This window comes from Nostoc sp. FACHB-110 (assembly GCF_014697425.1).
Taxonomy (GTDB): Bacteria; Cyanobacteriota; Cyanobacteriia; order Cyanobacteriales; family Nostocaceae; genus Nostoc_B.
The window spans coordinates 1-16,477 of record NZ_JACJRU010000027.1 but is presented as its reverse complement, the minus strand read 5'-3'; the positions used below and the strand labels follow the sequence as shown (position 1 = coordinate 16,477).

15 protein-coding genes and 1 pseudogene are annotated in these 16,477 nt (G+C 39.4%); 6 read left to right on the top strand and 10 right to left on the bottom strand.

All coding sequences use genetic code 11. The features are described from left to right. Positions 1-106 precede the first annotated feature (106 nt). The 8 genes from H6G69_RS21800 to H6G69_RS21765 all read right to left on the bottom strand — a co-directional run bounded on the left by H6G69_RS21800 (position 107) and on the right by H6G69_RS21765 (position 8,925). Complete coding sequence (locus H6G69_RS21800) at positions 107-1,456, bottom strand: GTP-binding protein (protein WP_190691215.1); 1,350 nt, start codon at positions 1,454-1,456, stop codon at positions 107-109. A gap of 164 nt (positions 1,457-1,620) precedes the next feature. Next, positions 1,621-2,916: an ATP-binding protein gene (locus H6G69_RS21795; RefSeq protein WP_190691214.1), complete on the bottom strand. Its 1,296-nt coding sequence runs from the start codon at positions 2,914-2,916 to the stop codon at positions 1,621-1,623. Positions 2,917-3,065: 149 nt separating this feature from the next. Then, the gene (locus H6G69_RS21790; RefSeq protein ID WP_190691213.1) at positions 3,066-3,605 is read right to left on the bottom strand and encodes a methanogen output domain 1-containing protein; all 540 of its coding nucleotides are present in this window, start codon (positions 3,603-3,605) and stop codon (positions 3,066-3,068) included. A gap of 384 nt (positions 3,606-3,989) precedes the next feature. Further along, on the bottom strand, positions 3,990-4,544 hold the full coding sequence (locus H6G69_RS21785; protein ID WP_190691212.1) for an HD domain-containing protein: 555 nt from the start codon (positions 4,542-4,544) through the stop codon (positions 3,990-3,992). A 114-nt stretch (positions 4,545-4,658) separates the two neighbouring features. Beyond that, the gene (locus H6G69_RS21780) at positions 4,659-5,732 is read right to left on the bottom strand and encodes a choice-of-anchor A family protein (protein WP_242072139.1); all 1,074 of its coding nucleotides are present in this window, start codon (positions 5,730-5,732) and stop codon (positions 4,659-4,661) included. Between the two features lie 837 nt (positions 5,733-6,569). Then, a complete protein-coding gene (locus H6G69_RS21775; RefSeq protein WP_242072138.1) occupies positions 6,570-7,217 on the bottom strand; it encodes a prolyl oligopeptidase family serine peptidase in 648 nt (215 codons plus the stop codon). 208 nt (positions 7,218-7,425) lie between these two features. Continuing rightward, positions 7,426-7,785: a hypothetical protein gene (locus H6G69_RS21770; protein WP_190691210.1), complete on the bottom strand. Its 360-nt coding sequence runs from the start codon at positions 7,783-7,785 to the stop codon at positions 7,426-7,428. 216 nt (positions 7,786-8,001) lie between these two features. Beyond that, the gene (locus H6G69_RS21765; protein WP_242072137.1) at positions 8,002-8,925 is read right to left on the bottom strand and encodes a metal ABC transporter substrate-binding protein; all 924 of its coding nucleotides are present in this window, start codon (positions 8,923-8,925) and stop codon (positions 8,002-8,004) included. A gap of 281 nt (positions 8,926-9,206) precedes the next feature. Between H6G69_RS21765 and H6G69_RS21760 the strand changes: the two genes are divergently transcribed. From H6G69_RS21760 to H6G69_RS21750, 3 genes are all read left to right on the top strand, one after another. Then, complete coding sequence (locus H6G69_RS21760; RefSeq protein ID WP_397326968.1) at positions 9,207-9,947, top strand: metal ABC transporter ATP-binding protein; 741 nt, start codon at positions 9,207-9,209, stop codon at positions 9,945-9,947. Between the two features lie 36 nt (positions 9,948-9,983). Continuing rightward, complete coding sequence (locus H6G69_RS21755) at positions 9,984-10,844, top strand: metal ABC transporter permease (RefSeq protein WP_190691207.1); 861 nt, start codon at positions 9,984-9,986, stop codon at positions 10,842-10,844. A 99-nt stretch (positions 10,845-10,943) separates the two neighbouring features. Beyond that, positions 10,944-11,510: a Uma2 family endonuclease gene (locus H6G69_RS21750; protein ID WP_190691206.1), complete on the top strand. Its 567-nt coding sequence runs from the start codon at positions 10,944-10,946 to the stop codon at positions 11,508-11,510. A gap of 627 nt (positions 11,511-12,137) precedes the next feature. On the opposite strand, the gene H6G69_RS21745 is transcribed toward H6G69_RS21750, so the two are convergent. Continuing rightward, complete coding sequence (locus H6G69_RS21745; RefSeq protein ID WP_190691205.1) at positions 12,138-12,701, bottom strand: Uma2 family endonuclease; 564 nt, start codon at positions 12,699-12,701, stop codon at positions 12,138-12,140. A gap of 139 nt (positions 12,702-12,840) precedes the next feature. Continuing rightward, positions 12,841-13,734 carry a 3-deoxy-7-phosphoheptulonate synthase gene (aroF, locus tag H6G69_RS21740; RefSeq protein WP_313951745.1) on the bottom strand — a complete coding sequence of 298 codons (894 nt, stop codon included), beginning with the start codon at positions 13,732-13,734 and terminating at the stop codon, positions 12,841-12,843. A gap of 548 nt (positions 13,735-14,282) precedes the next feature. Here aroF and H6G69_RS21735 point away from each other — a divergent pair. The 3 genes and pseudogenes from H6G69_RS21735 to H6G69_RS21725 form a co-directional block, all read left to right on the top strand. Then, positions 14,283-14,777: a hypothetical protein gene (locus H6G69_RS21735; RefSeq protein WP_190691203.1), complete on the top strand. Its 495-nt coding sequence runs from the start codon at positions 14,283-14,285 to the stop codon at positions 14,775-14,777. A gap of 250 nt (positions 14,778-15,027) precedes the next feature. Further along, positions 15,028-15,738 (top strand): pentapeptide repeat-containing protein, encoded by a 711-nt coding sequence (locus tag H6G69_RS21730; protein ID WP_190691202.1) that lies wholly within the window; start codon positions 15,028-15,030, stop codon positions 15,736-15,738. Between the two features lie 221 nt (positions 15,739-15,959). Then, positions 15,960-16,361, top strand: a pseudogene (locus tag H6G69_RS21725) (NAD(P)H-binding protein); the annotation flags it as partial. Positions 16,362-16,477 lie beyond the last annotated feature (116 nt).

The following is a 16,477-nucleotide window of genomic DNA, read 5'->3' as shown; positions in this document are numbered from 1 at the left end:
TAGTGCATTGTAAATTGGCAGTTCAGCACAATTATCAGCGGAATTTGATACAAGTTGACGAAGACTGATGAACCGCAATAATTAGGGAAATAATTCTTAGAAATTCTCAATATTTTAGACCTAATTCTTGTTGCAAACGATACAGAATTGTATTTTGATCGACTTCAGCGAGAATTTCTTGAATGACAGTGCTAGCTCCTAATTGCCCCCAAGTACAGCCTTGTTCGAGATAAACTTGGGCGGCTTTGCCAACAGAATAAGCACCATAACCAGCAATACCAGCTTGAGCGATCGCACTACCAGCAAAACTAGTAAAATTGACTGGGTTATCACCACTGGCGATCGCGGCAGTACTTTTACCTAAACCTAATAGAAAACTACTGCCTAATTCTCCTAATAATAAGCCACCAGAACTCATCAAAATCGTCTTTAAAATTTTCCCGGCTTCGTAGCTAGTCATGGGTAAACCATATAGCCGGGCTAGAGAACGAATTAAAGCTAAATCGGCAAAAGTTCCGCCGAGAATATCTAAAACAGCAATAGGATTTAGGGCTACTGCTAAAGCTTTATATTTAGTAAATTCCCAAATAATTTCTTGGGCTTCTTGTTCGCGTAAATCGATAGTTTTTTGAGCGATGGCGGCTTCCGCTTCTCTTGCTTGTAACAGTGCATTTAAAGCCAACAGCGATCGGCCTTCACGATTAAGAATAGTCAGTAATGTCTGCTGAAGTTCTTCAATTTGCGGTGGTGGCGTTTCCCATTCATAACTCTCACGCCCATCAGGCCACTCTATCCGCACTTCCAGAGGTGCAGGTTCCGCCGCCACCATGACAATTTCATCAGGTAACAAAGGCTTGGCTTGGGGATGTCCTGCACCAAGTTGTTGTAAATTTTGATAAATTGCGGCGCGGTCTGTATCTGGGTAAAGGTCAATTTTGTTAAATACTAAAATTAGGGGTTTTTGTGCTTGGCGTAAATCTAGCAATGCTTGATATTCAGTGCGAGTGATATCACCAGACACCACAAATAAAATTAAATCTGCCTGACGCGCCACTTCTTTTGCCATTTGCGCCCGTGATTCCCCCGCAATTTCATCTAATCCGGGAGTATCAATTAACTCTACTACTATCTTGCCGCCTGGTGGTTGCCATCTCACAGAACGAGGCCACTGAGTCACACCATTTAAAGGCCCGGTTTGTAAAATATTCTCTCCCAGCAAAGCATTCAATACTGCTGATTTACCGCGACTCACTAAACCAAAAGCAGCAATTTTAATTAAATTAGAGTCCAGCTTACTAAGTGTGGCGTTTAAAGTCTCTAATTCTGGCTTGACTAATCCTGCTAATTCTGGGTTGGATGATAACTTTCCTGACTTGCGGAGATGTCCATACCAAGATAACGCTTGTCGGAGACTAGCACGGGCGCGGTTTAAATGTGTTTCTTCCAGATTTCGCACAGAGTTAGCTTGATTTTAAGTAGGATCAACAACAGGCTATCTAGCAAAGTGCTGAGTTGAAAGTTATAAGTGTTAACTCATCTTAATCTAGATGACTATAGCCATACCTCTATTCTGCTTTAATTTCTCGCTTGTCTGTCTGAATTAGTGAATAGTTTTAGTAATTATCCTTGCACGATTGGCAATTCAATGATGAACTCAGTTCCCCAAGCTGGGTCAGACTTCATCTGAATTCGGCCACGGTGGCTTTCAACGATTTGATAACTAATTGATAATCCTAATCCTGTTCCTTTACCAACGGGCTTAGTAGTAAAGAAAGGATTAAATATTTGATGATGAATTTCTGTGGGGATGCCGTTCCCGTTATCTCGAATGTGAATTGCAACGTAACAATTGGAGAGTTTCTCTGTAATAATCCAAATCTGACGGGGATGATTTAGTCTTGGTTCAGCTTCTTCTAAGGCATCAATAGCATTATTTAACATATTCATCAATACTTGATTAATTTGCCCAGGAGAACAATAAACCAAAGGTAAATCACCATATTCTTTAATGACTTCAATACCAGAATATTTAGTGCTGGATTTAAGACGACTTTGTAAAATCATCAATGTCGCTTCTAGACCTTCATGAAGGTTAACTATTTTAAATGTTGCTTCGTCTAATCGAGAAAAATTTCGCAAAGATGTCACAATCTCAGCAATTCTCTGGGAACCCATATTCATAGAAGATAGTAATTTGTTGATATCTTCTTTGAGAAAGTCAATTTCTAAGGCTTTGATTGTTTCTTGAATCACAACACTCGGATGTGGATATTCTTGCTGATAAAGCTGAATTAGATGCAGTAAATCTTTGTAGTATTGACTAGCATGGGTTAAATTTCCATGAATAAAGCTAATAGGATTATTAATTTCATGGGCAATTCCAGCAACTAACTGTCCTAACCCAGACATCTTTTCTTTTTGGACAGATTCAAGGGCATTTTGTAGTTTAATTTGAGTCTGTTTTAAGATTTCATTTGATTGGGATAATTCTAGTTGAATGCGCTGACGCTGTTGAATTTCCTGGCTAAGTGCATGAATTTTTTGGTTAAGAATCACAAATTCATTACTGGTTCGCTTTTCTAAGCGTAATAAATTGATGGCTGGGTGTTCGTGAGTTCGTGGTTGAATGACTGCTCCTTGACTGCGACAAGCAATTTCCTTTCCTGGTGCTTGGCTAATGGTGAAAGCACCCAAAATCATTTGACGACTTTGGGCGCAAACTCGCAGATACTCAATGACTTTTTCTGAGGATTCAGTGACAAACTCACTGAAATGCTGACCAATCAGAGCTTTACTGGTTTTACTAAACAATTTAGTAGCGGCTTGATTGACTGACAAAATTTCGCCTGCGCTAGTTACAAGCAGCATGGGTTCTGGTAAAACCTGAGCAAAGGTTAAAAATTGATCGGGTGTCATGAGCAGGAGATATCAAAGCAGAATCTTGGATTTTGCACGAACTAAAGGTTTAATTTTAAAAAGACTCAGCCATGCTTTGGGAATTTAGCTTCAAATGGGACAAATAATCAGCACAAGCTTATAGTCTGCTGTTGTCCGGCTTGTTTCTGCTAGTATGCTTTGAAGTATTCTTGTCCTGCAAACACATCTAACGATTCGCTAGGTTTGAGATGAATGATCACTGTGCATTCTTTTGCACCTCTAGCGATTGTGTCTTGTAACTCGACTCTAGCATAGCCAAGATTATCGGCGGCGATCGCACCAAAAATATTAGATGTCATGACACACATTGCTTCGCGCCCTTCCACCTGTTCGGCAAAGGGACATTTGCGATTGCCTAAAACTATCTTCTCATCACTTTCTTCAATAACATAAAAGTCACCTTGAATCCGGCGTTTCCAATCTACCAAGACAGCAGTTACCTGCTCACGCGAAAGATTAGATAGTTGCAAACCATGATGATATATCTGATTTACTTGCTGTCCTGTTCGATAACCAACTACATTTAAGAATCCTGCTGCTTCTTCAATCCCGACAACATCTTGTAGAGTTCCCGCCAATTCTCGAATAATAGTACGTAGAAATTGATCGCGTTCTATTGGTAATTCTAAGGATTGAATCTGATTATCGAGCGTAGATGTTTGCGTCATGATAGGGTTATTTCCTAGATATTTACACGAAAAAATATTTAATAGTCATTAGTCCCAGGAAAATTAATACAACATGAAAATATCCCCCTTAGGTTTTATTGACATCCAGATAAAAATAGTGTTCCCTTATTTTTTGTCAAACTCTCAAGCAAGCAGACTTAGGGCAACCCAAAAGAGGGAAGAAGGTGTTTATGCTATATTTTGCGCTTTGTGTTGCTGTACTAGTTAGAGTCTGATAGCCACCTGTGAACATAGACAACAGATAGTAATTAAGTAGCCAAATAGTATTTCATACAGCCAAATAAGCTGTATGAAAAGGTGGATAAATTATTTGATTAAGTCTATAAAACTGAGAATTTTAATATTTAAAATAATATATTTAAGTTAAACTAAAAACCTATGATAATCTTCGATTTTACTAACTAATCTAGCCGCAAGAAATGGGCTAGCATCTTTCAATGTTTCATAAATCTGGATTGCTTCTTCTCGATATTGGGTAATTTTTTCTTGTTGCCAGTAATGAGGCGGTGTTTGTAAATTACTGATTCTATCTGCTAATTTAACCATCCAAATTTCTCGCGGCTGTTGTTTTATCCGGCTTAAACTATCGCTCATTTGGAGATTTTTAGGCAGATTATTGTCTTTAGTTAATGCAAGTACACCTTTAGCTACATCTGCACTAAACTCAGCCTTGATTTGCTCAAAAGTTGTCTGAGTATCTTCTATAGTGTCATGTAAAACTGCACACTGAACTGCTAAGTCACCGTCAGCTGTTGGTTCTAAATTTAAGGCGGCAATTACCTCCATACTGACAAAACTTAAATGCATAATGTATGGTATTTCTGAACCAGGAATTTTTTGGTCTTGATGGGCACTCGCCGCAAATTTATAAGCTTTGATATAGCTTTCTTGTGACCAATTTGTTTGATATATATTCATGGCAAACTATAAAATATTAATATTCATATCCTATCAAAAACCCGCCTGACACTCTGCGGCGGGTTTTGATTATTAATGATTGTTGGAAAAGCCAGTAAATTTAGCTAACTAGTACTAAATTTTTTCATTAGCAATAGCTGATTGAGGCAATAATTTTTTACTGCGATAAACACCAAATAAACCAACCAAAAACAATAAACCCATCACGGTACTTGGTTCTGGAACTGTAGTTGACACAGGCACTTGGGGAGTAGGTTGCGATGGTGTTGGTGGTTGTGGATTTGGTGAGGATGGGGGAACTGGAGTTGTATTAGTTGGCGGTTGTGGGTTTGGTGAAGGTTGATTAGTTGGTTGAGGTTGTGGCTTAGGTATGCTAGGCAAGTTACCAGTAAATGACTTATTGTGAAACTCTCCACTGCCAGACAAAGAAGCAGCAACTAGAGTTCCTTCTACATTACCGTTATTAAATTGGACGTTAGCTTTAGTCGCCAATACACTTCCTAAAAAAGAAAAACCAGTAGTTTTGACTTGAGTTGCATCAACAAAGTTAAACAATATATTTGATTTGTTAACGTTATTTAGGTTCAAGCCAAAGTTACTGATATCTACACTGTTGCCTAAAATATTAAAAACTATTGTGGAATTAGTGCCGACATCAGAAAGGTTAAGATAACTACTTTTAGAAAATTGTGAACCGTCAATAGTGAATATATTCAAGTCACTATTATTGCCTTGCAGATAAATTCCATTCCATTTATATTCTGTAGTGCCTGTAGAACTTAATCCAGCTAAAGACTCAGAAAGATAAGTCAATTCTTGCTTTGCTGCATCAAAATTAATGGGCTTGCCTGAATTCACACCACAGTTAGGAGAACAGTTAAAATTAACAGAAGTTTTGACTGTACCACCTACAACAGCATTACCTCCAAAAATTTGACCACCGTTGTAAGTTAAGTCGCCACCTACTACCAGTCTAGTATCTGTACCATTAGAATTACTTAGACGATCAGCAATGCCAAAATTAGTAAATGTGGCATTACCACCAACAGCTACACGACCTTCGGAGTCTGAACTTTGATTCATGTCTCCAAACACAAAGACATTATAATCTTGTGCTACTCCCAAGTTAACAGCCATAGCAGGTTCTATTAAACTACCTATAACAACTGTTGCTAGAGATAACGGCATTAGTACAAATGCTGTTTTATATTTTTTTGGCATAGATTTAGCGGGACAAGATAACTGTCTTACTAATCTAGTTTTTATTTAATTAATGTTGGAAAAATATCCTATGAAATTCTAGAGAAAATATCAGCTTATCAAGTATTATCATCTCCGTATTTTTTCGAGTATCAACAATATTAGCTAAATAATTGATGTTATTTAGGCAGCTAAATTTTAGTGGCACAATGACATAAAGAAATTTTCTAGTTCACATAAAAATGCGTATTACAAGTGTATTCACATCTTGCACCTAGCCCCAGCGAATGGAATTCGCGGCTATACAAACGAAGTCCGCCTATCGCGCTTGCGCTGCGCTTGGCGCACCACGCGGACTAACGCAATATCACGGGTTTGGAACCCGCGCAGGCGGTCACTGAGCTTGTCGAAGTGCGGGTTTTGTCTGTGTAGCCGCGACTTCAGTCGCCCTCGTGCAAGATATGTGTGTATAAGAAACTTACAAATAACAAAATAATCAATCTCTTGAGCAAGCAAGAGCGGCAGTAAATCTTAATTAAAGTATGTTGTAGCTTGCTATCACGCACTACTAATTTTTTATATGGCAATACGTTTCAGTTAAGAGAATAGTAGGTTTGGTGTAGCGATAGCGGAACCCAACAAAGTATGCGTGAATGTTGGGTTCCGTTCCTCCACCCAACCTACACCAGTCTAAGTTGTTGCCTTAACTGAACTGTATTGTTTTATATGGTGCATTAAATTTGATAGTTTTTTATGACAAATAATTTCAAAAATATGTGCTTAACACACTCTAAAAGAATTTTATTTTTACTTTATAAATAATTGCTAACGGATAACTCGTCGCTGATGCTGTAAAAACCATTCATATAATTCTGGATTGTGATATGTCTGCGTCCATGAATCGTGTTCAGCTTCGGGATAGACTGTAAACTTGACGTTTCCGCCACAAGCTTTGAGTGCAGCAACCATATCTTCTGACTCATTTAAGGGGACGATTTTATCTTTTGCACCATGAAATGCCCAAACGGGAATATTTTTTAAGCTACGGGCTTCTTCTGGTTCACCACCACCACAAATAGGTGCGATCGCTGCAAATCTGTGTGATTCAGTTGCGCCCCAATGCCATGCTCCATAACCACCCATGCTTAAACCTGTGAGGTAAATGCGATCGCTATCAATGGGATAATTGGCCAAAGCTTCATCTAATAACACACTCAACTTATTGACTAACCAGAATTTACCTGTTGGACATTGGGGTGAAATAGCTATAAAGGGAAAGTCTGGCTGTTCTTCCACAACTTTAGCAATGCCGTGTCTTTTGACATCCTCTAAGTTTGAACCTCGTTCACCAGAACCATGTAAAAATATGATTGTTGGTAGAATCTGCTCGGTGACTACATCGTTATTGGGCAAGAATAATAAATAGTTATAGCTGTGATTACTAAAAACTTGTTTTTGAATTGAGGGCATCATTGTTGCATTTTTACTTCAATTGATATGCAGTGCTATTGTATCAAGAAGAATTCAGAATCAATTATTTGAGGATAAAGACCTGCGACTGATTGAAGAATACTCAATCTACGCATCCAAAATTTATCGACAATTTCTTATTTTATCAAAGGAAATTAAAAATATAGAGACGCGATCGCTCACGTCTCTATTGATGAAACAGCCTGAAATACTACCACCAAATCCGATTACCATTCTCGTCAACTCTAGCTTGACGGATGACATCAGAAATTTCTTCTGCATCTTTTACATGGTGTAATGCTTTTTTCTCACCATTAGGTTCATCTACAACAAAGTAAGTTGGAACTTTAATATGATCGCCTGTGATATCTGGAGAATCGACAGCAACTTGTTTAGCTTTTTCTTCTACAGATTCAGGTTGATCAGAAATTCTATCGCCTGGGTTTGCTGTCAAGTTTCTTTCTTTAGCGGTTGGTTCTTCGCGTGAATGCCAATCCTTGCTTACAGGCTGTTCAATTTCTGTTTGATTATTTTCGATTTGATTATTTTGATTTTCTTGTTCTTTAGTCATGGCTATTGCAAAAATTAAGTTTATGTATTGACTAACTTAATTTATAAAATTCAAGCCATGAAAAGTTCTTTCTCTAGAGAGAGTTTCTTATCTAAGTACAGGTTACATACCCGAAGTTATATATTAGCTATTAAGTTTATCAATCACCTCATGCTTGAGAAATAATCAATCTGGTTTTGCTGAAACAATAATGTTCAATGTTTAGCGATCGCCAAGTTACTTATGACCTGGTTTAAATGGCGTATATTTACCACCCAGAGCTTCTACAATCGTGCGAGTATTAGCTTCCATCATTTTGATATATGATTCACCATCGCTACCTTTAGCCCCGATTGAATCAGAATAGAGTTGACGCGGTGCTAATTGTACGCCTGCTTCTTGGGCAACAGTTTTAATTAATGTGGGATTAATTGTAGTTTCAGCAAAAATTGCCGGAACACCAGTTTTTTTCACCGATTCTACTAGTTTTTGGACAGTTTGCGCGCTTGGTTGTTCTTCGGTGCTAATGCCGATTAAAGTACCTGCGATCGCTATTTGATAAGCACGCCCATAATATTGAAAAGCATCATGGGTTGTTACTAATTGCCGTTTATCGGGCGGAATAGTTTGAATTTGTTGATTAATCCAAGTATGTAGCTGTTTTAACTCGCTTGTTAGTTGGGCTGCATTTTGAGCAAATTTTTCCTTATCTTCTGGGGATAATTCTGTTAACCCATCCCGAATGGCATTTACCATTGCAGCAGCATTTTCCGCACTACCCCAAATATGAGGATCTGGGACAATTTCACCTTTACCTTTGTCTAATTGCAACGGTTTAACCACTTCGCCAACAGCTAATTTACGCCCATTCCCAGCAGCATTCATGAGTTTAATTAATCCTGGTTCTAAGTTGTAACCGTTATACAAAATTAAGTCTGCTTTTTCTAAAAATCTGCTATCGGCTGGGACTGGTTCATAAACATGGGGATCAGCACCAGGTTGAAGAATTCCTTGGAGTTGAATTTCGTCGCCGCCTACTTCTTGGGCTAAGTCAGCAATGACTGTACTCGTAGCAACTACCAAAGGCTTTTCATTTCCTTGGGTAGTTTTAGAGTTGGCATTATTTGGCGTACAACTAAATAATGCCAATGGCAAAAGCATTGCCAAACAAAGCTGAGTAACTGAGCGAAAACTCAATTTGTTCTGTCTTCGGATTGTTAGTTTGTCACAGAAGCCAGCCTTCTCTTTCTCAAGTATTAGATTCATTTATCTGTTGTATTACTGCTTATTATAGATTTTTTCATATTTTTCTCATTTTTATAGTAAGCTCAAGTAATAAATATGAAAACACTGTTATGGAAAATGCTTCTTTTTACTCCAAATTGAACCAATCACCGAAAAAAGCTAAAGAACTTACTACTCCCTTGATCAAAGCTACTGATATGGAATCTGTTGCTGCCATTTCGATTGCCCATTTAGGCGTGCATTACCGAACCCAAGAAGCATTGCGGGATATTAACTGTGTAATTAAACCAGGAAGATTAACGGGGATTTTTGGCCCGAATGGTGCTGGCAAAAGTACATTGATGAAAGCAATGTTGGGTTTGGTTCCTATTAGTAGTGGTGTGGTAATGTACCAAAACCAAACATTGATGCAGCAACGGTCAAAAGTTGCTTATGTACCACAACGTAGCCAAATAGATTGGACTTATCCCGCTACAGTTTGGGATGTAGTCATGATGGGACGAGTCAAGAAAACAGGCTGGTTGCGTAGCTTTTCTGGTGTGAGTCGCCAAATCGCCAACAGCGCACTCAAAAGAGTCGGGATGAGTGAATTTTGCGATCGCCCCATAGGACAATTATCAGGAGGACAGCAACAACGAGTCTTTTTAGCCCGTGCATTGACGCAGCAAGCAGATATCTTTTGTTTTGATGAACCCTTGGTAGGTATCGATCAAAAAACCCAATCAGTAATTTTTGAAGTCTTTCACGAACTCGCCGCCGAAAACAAAATCGTCCTAGTCGTTAACCATGACTTAGGCGAATCCATCACCCATTTTGATGACTTGATTTTACTCAACCGCGAATTAGTCGCCACAGGTTCCCGACAACAAGTCCTCACCGAACAAAACTTACATCTGGCTTACGGGGGTAAAGTTATATACTTCTCCGATGCTGCTTAAAACTCTCTGTGTTCTCTGTGGTTCGTTAAATAATCTATGCTAGAAGCACTAATCGAGCCATTACAATATGGCTTTATGCAGCGATCGCTTGTGATTGCAATTTTAGTTGGTTTGTTGTGTGCCGTTGTAGGCAGCTACTTAATGGTGCAACGGCTAGCACTGCTTGGTGATGCTATTAGTCATTCTGTTTTACCAGGACTCGCCATCGCTTTTATGATCGGCGCAAATATATTTGTTGGTGCATTTATCGCCGGGGTTGTGAGTACAATGGCGATCGCTTGGATTAGGACGCGATCGCCGATTAAAGAAGATGCCGCAATGGGCATAGTTTTTTCTGCATTTTTCGCTTTAGGTATCACCTTAATTACAGTTGTTCAAAAAGATAACAAAATCGACTTAAATCATTTTTTGTTCGGCAATATTCTTGGTGTAACTGTTGAAGAAGTGCGAGATACAGCCATCATTGCCGCAATTGTTTTAGTAGTTGTGATTTTAATTTACAAAGAACTTTTATTTTATACATTCGACCCTTTAGGCGCGCAAGCTGCGGGTTTACCAGTCAATCGCCTTAACTTTGGATTAATGCTACTAATTGCTTTAACAATTGTCGCTAGTATGAAAGCCGTCGGTGTGATTTTAGTATTATCACTATTAATTACACCAGGTGCGACAGCTTATTTATTAGTAAAACGCTTACACGAAGTCATGATTGTAGGTGCAGTTATTGGCGTATTTTCCAGTATTAGCGGAATGTATCTGAGCTACTTTTATAATTTGCCTTCTGGCCCGGCAATTGTTTTGGTAGTTTCTGCATTATTTATTTTGGCTTTACTCTTTAGTCCTAAACATGGAGTTTTGATTCCCAATATTAATCATCAATATAAAAGTGGTGATTAAATTGATAAATTTGGACAAATATTTAGAGATGTCCAGAGTGAAATTTTCTATGACAAAATAGTTTTGGGATTCTAGAGCCAAGGCGATCGCTAACAAACTATGGTATCGACAATTAAGCACCGCTACACTTTAGATGAATATCGCGCCATTGAAGAAAAAGCGGAAGGACGCAGCGAATACCGAGATGGAGAAATTGTGCCAATGCCCGGAGGAACGCTCAAACACAGCCGTATAAGTGGCAATATTTTTGCCTTTTTCAAGTTTTTGCTGCGCGATACTCAATTTGAGCCAATTAACAGCGATTTGCGTCTGTGGATTCCTGAATATCGGCGGGGTGTGTATCCAGATGTAATGGTTTTTGACGGCGAACCACAATTAAATGCAGAACGGTTAGACGAGGTATTAAATCCTACAGTAATTGTTGAAGTCTTATCGCCTACCACCGAAGATTATGACCGACAACATAAATTTCGCATGTATCGTTCTATTCCCAGTTTTAGCGAATATTTACTAGTAGAACAAGATGAACCTTTTGTTGAACGCTATACTAAGCAAACTCAAGGGTGGTTGCTGAGTGATTTTAAAGGTTTAGAGGGTTCTATTTCTTTACAGTCAATCGGGGTTGATTTACCAATGGCGGAAATTTATCGCGGCGTTGTATTTTGAAGTTTACTGGAAAAATTTGCTGTTAGGCGATCGCACTGATCAATAAAGACAGTATTTTATATTCATTCGTAACGACAGAAGTTAAGAGAATAGTAGGTTGGGTGTAGCGATAGCGTAACCCAACAAAGCTATGAAAATGTTGGGTTCCGTTCCTCCACCCAACCTACACCAGTCTAAGTTGTTGCCTGAACTGAACTGTATTGTTTTATATTCATAGGACTTACGCAAAATATCTCTCAAACTCTCATTTCTCCGTGAACTCTGCGCCTCTGTGGTTCGATTTTCCGTAGCTTGTGCGTAAGTCCTGATTCATTCGTAACGACAGAAGTTAAGAGAATAGTAGGTTGGGTGTAGCGATAGCGTAACCCAACAAAGCTATGAAAATGTTGGGTTCCGTTCCTCCACCCAACCTACACCAGTCTAAGTTGTTGCCTGAACTGTATTGTTTTATATTCATTCGTAACGACAGAAGTTTTTGTCCTAACGACAGAAGTTTGTGTTCTTACAACAAAAGTTTGTGTGCTAACGACAGAAGTTTGTGTCCTAACGACACAAGTTTTTGTCCTGACGACAGAATATTTTGAGGCATGAAAACTGAAAAATTTTATTGCGTAAGCCCTAACACTGTTACTCTAATAACCAAGCAAACAAATCTCTTACACTCAGCTGAAGTTCACTGACAAAAGATGGTGTAGGTATAAGTGCGTCTGGCTCATCAAATACTGTGGTTTCTTGCTTGGGTTGATAAACAAACACTGTTTGCTCATCAGGGTCAATTAACCAACCCATTTGAGTACCATGCTTTAAGCAATGAAGAATATTTTTTGTAACTTTTGTTTGATTTTGATCAGGTGACAAAATTTCAATTGTCCAGTCTGGCGCAAGATGAAAAGTATTAGCTACTTCCCCATTCTCATCACGGGGAATTCGCTCCCAAGTAAAAACTGCAATGTCTGGTACAGTTGAACGACCACCAAATGTACACCGTAACTCAGGAAAAGCGCGAGCGATGCGTTTCGGCTTGACTATAGCATTGATAACAGGGACAAATTCTCCTTGAATTGCACTATGTTTACCCTGTGGCATAGGTTTTTGGATAATTTGACCATCAATGTATTCTAAGCTTGGTTTAGTTTCTGGTAGTTTGAGGAATTCTTCTAAAGTTATGGGTTTAGATGGAGTCTGTACCATTGGGACTTCTTCGTAAAACGGATTTTCTCTCAGTCCAGCCTTAATTTAGCATTGATTTCAAGATGAGTTTTGTTTCACGCAGAGGCGCAAAGAGAATAATTTCTCCGTGTTCTCTGCGTTTTCTGTGGTGCGTTTAAATTTAAGCTGCGTAACAAATAGGGGCAGGTTCTACACCCACCCCTGTTGTATCTGATATTTTTCGTCCTACTGCTGCGGCTACAGGCTTTAAAGTTTCTACTAAGTTCACCATATCTTCTAAAGATAATGCTTGACGGGCATCAGAAACGGATTTTTCGGGTTCTGGGTGACACTCAATAATTAAGCCATCTGCACCACAAGCGACAGCCGCTTTGGCGACAGGTGCTACTAGTTCGCGTTTACCGACGGCATGAGAAGGATCTACAAGCACAGGTAAATGCGTGATTTGCTTGAGGGCTGCAACTGCGCCTAAGTCTAAGACGTTGCGGGTGTAATTATCAAAGCTGCGGATACCTCTTTCGCACAGCACTACGTTAGGATTACCGTGACTAAGAATGTATTCAGCAGCCATGACGAATTCTTCAATGGTGGCAGCTAAACCACGTTTGAGCAAGATTGGTTTATTAGCTTGTCCTAAAGCTTTGAGCAAGTCGAAGTTTTGCATATTGCGGCTACCAACTTGCAGCATATCCGCATGGGCGGCAACAGTTTCAATTTGAGAGATGGACATGACTTCAGTGACTACAGGAATATTGTAGAGCGATCGCACTCTAGCTAAAACTTCTAATCCGGCTTCGGCCATTCCCTGGAAAGCGTAAGGTGAGGTGCGGGGTTTATAAACGCCACCGCGTAAGGCTTTTACAGGTGCAGCTGCTAATTTTTGAGCAACTGTTTCCATTTGTTCTAAGCTTTCTACTGTACAAGGGCCGCCAATAATCACTAATTCTTCGCCACCGAAGGCGACTGTTTCCGAAAGTTTAACAATTGTTTGGTGGTCAGGATGAGATTGGGCGGCAAGTTTAGCGTTAATCATGGTTTGATTCTCCGAAAGTATGAAGTTGGAAGTTTGAAAAAAAAGCCCGGAAACTTTAAGTTCCGGGCGCGTTCTGACTAATTGGCATGACGCTATTTACCCGGAATTTGATCTGGGCCAAAAGTAAAAGCCGTAAAACCAGTTTTGTAAATAAGTAATCATGCTCAATACTCCTAAAAAACAAAAACCGCAGAGTGGGCTTCTGCGGTTCACTGGGCGGTCTCCATTAGGAAACTTGACTCACTCCCGGTGAACCGCCTTACGCCAAAAATAAAAGTAGTAATTGCTGCTGAACATTTATGCTTCGTTAAGATAAAAAACTAATGTATGCCTTTGTTAAGCACAACATAACAAAAGCAATAGCTAGCGTCAAGTCCTTCATACACCACAAGACTCAAAAAAGCGATAGACTCATTACAACTCTGGGAATGGAGATTTGTTGCTGTTGGTTACTGAAAAATGGGCGTAAGGGCGTTAAGAGGTGCAGTAGTTCCCTTCATACCTTTACAAGCTTGGTTAACCAATTCTGCACAAACAAGATACACTTTTGCTCAAAATTCAGTTTTATTATGCCCAGTTCTAAAATCTTCAACAAGCCTTTTGACTATCACGGAGTTTACCCTTGCCCAGTCTGTCGAGTAGGTAAGATTTATCATATGCCATTGATGGAAACGATGGCTTGTGATTTTTGCCAAGAGATTTTTACAGTTAACATCGAACAACAGCAGATTAAAATGCCCTCGCGTCAACCGCCTCTAGTTTGGCGTTGGAATGGCTTTAGTTGGACAGAAGCCCAATTAGAAGGTGTGGAATTAGGCTGGGGTTATGGAGTTGCAGCGATCGCTTTTATCCTTTTTCCTACTACTTTAATTGGTATTGTTGCTTTTTATTTTCCGCCAACCCTTCATTCTCCCCTCACCTGGATACCATACATTTGGACGATACTAACTTTTTTGTCACATTTATCTATTATTTTGTGGATTATTGTTGAGGTTTATCAAATTCCTGTTGCAGCTTATCTTAGAGCATTAAATAGATGGCGAAATGGAGAAGTGGGAAGATAGTTAAGAGGAGAAAGCCAAGGTAAAGATTAAATTTCTCACTCAAGAGTGATTACAACCTTTAGAATCCAGAAAAATTGGATGATTACCTACACCTTACAGCCCTATCCTCTTACAGCCTAAAATCAGAAGACAAGGGGCAACGCTTCAACTATCCTCAATTTAATAATGATTTTTGAGGATTTTCCTATTGTTTACTCCCTAATCCCTACTCCTTATTTTTTTGTTGAATTTTAACTTTTGCAAACCTTCTATGAATGAAATAGAGCGGTATTATCGAATTTTGGAATTAGAGCCTGGTGCAACACTGGAAGAAGTGAACCAAGCTTACAAAGATTTGGTCTTTGTGTGGCATCCCGATCGCCTTCCCAAAGATAATATCCGCTTACAACAAAAAGCTCAAGAAAAGCTCAAAGCAATTAACGAAGCGCGAGAAAAGTTGCGTTCGTTAAATGGTAAGCACAATGGCCACTCACATTCTCATAGCCATTCACACTCTCATAGCCATTCACACCCTCACCCTGACTCGCACTTTTACCAGCCACCTCAACCAAAAAAACCATCTCCACCGCAGCCCACTTCGCCGCCACCAAAGGCAAATTCAGATTTAAGCGGTAAAGATTTTAGCCGAGCAAATTTGAGCAATAAAGATTTATCCGGACGCAACTTAAGTTATGCCAATTTAACTGGTGCTGACCTCAGTGATACTTTTATGCACAAAGTTATTCTCCGAGGCGCGAATTTATCTGAGGCAAATTTATTTAGGGCTAACTTACTTTTAGCAGACCTCAGAGAAGCAAATCTACGCAATGCTAACTTAATTGGCGCAGATTTTAGCGGTGCTGACTTACGAGGCGCGGACTTAACAGGGGCAAGAATGCGTTCTGGCGATCGCTTGCTAGTAAAATTAATCGGTGCTAACTTAACTGGCGCAATTATGCCAGATGGCCATACTCATGGTTAATTAAGATTTATATCGTTTCCGGTTAAAGACTTATCATGAAGGCCGCAGGGGTGCAAGGGGGCTGGGGTGTCGGGTGGGTGTAGGGGTTCAGGAGTATAGGGGTGTACTGATTCAAAATCCTTACACCCAATCTCCACAGATAATCTTTGTGCGTAAGTCCTAACTCACTCACTTCCCATTCCCTGTTATATTAACTTTGGACTTCTGACTTTAAAATCTCGATGAATATTGCCATCATTGGTTGTGGTTATGTTGGTTATGCTGCTGCTCAGTATTGGCAGCAAAAAATGACTTTTGTTGTCACTGCTACTACCACCACACCAGAACGCATCCCGACACTGCAAGCTGTAGCGCAAAAAGTTGTAGTTGTTCAAGGTAATGATGCAGCAACACTCAAATCAGTTTTACAACATCAAGATATTGTGCTGTTGAGTGTGGGTGCAAAAGGCGCAGATTTATATGAAGAAACTTATCTAGAAACAGCTAAGACTTTAGTATCAATTTTACCGTCCTTAACTAATCTTAAACAAATTATTTATACAGGTAGTTATTCTGTATATGGCGATCGCAATGGTGCTACAGTCGATGAAGATACAACCATTGACCCAACCGACTATAAAGCCATAACCCTGAGAGGATGTTTGGAAAGTATTAAACGAATCAATTAAGCCAGTCTTCTCAGCATTAACCGAATCATTGCAACTTGCACAAATGTTTCATGGGTCTGCGGTAAAATCTC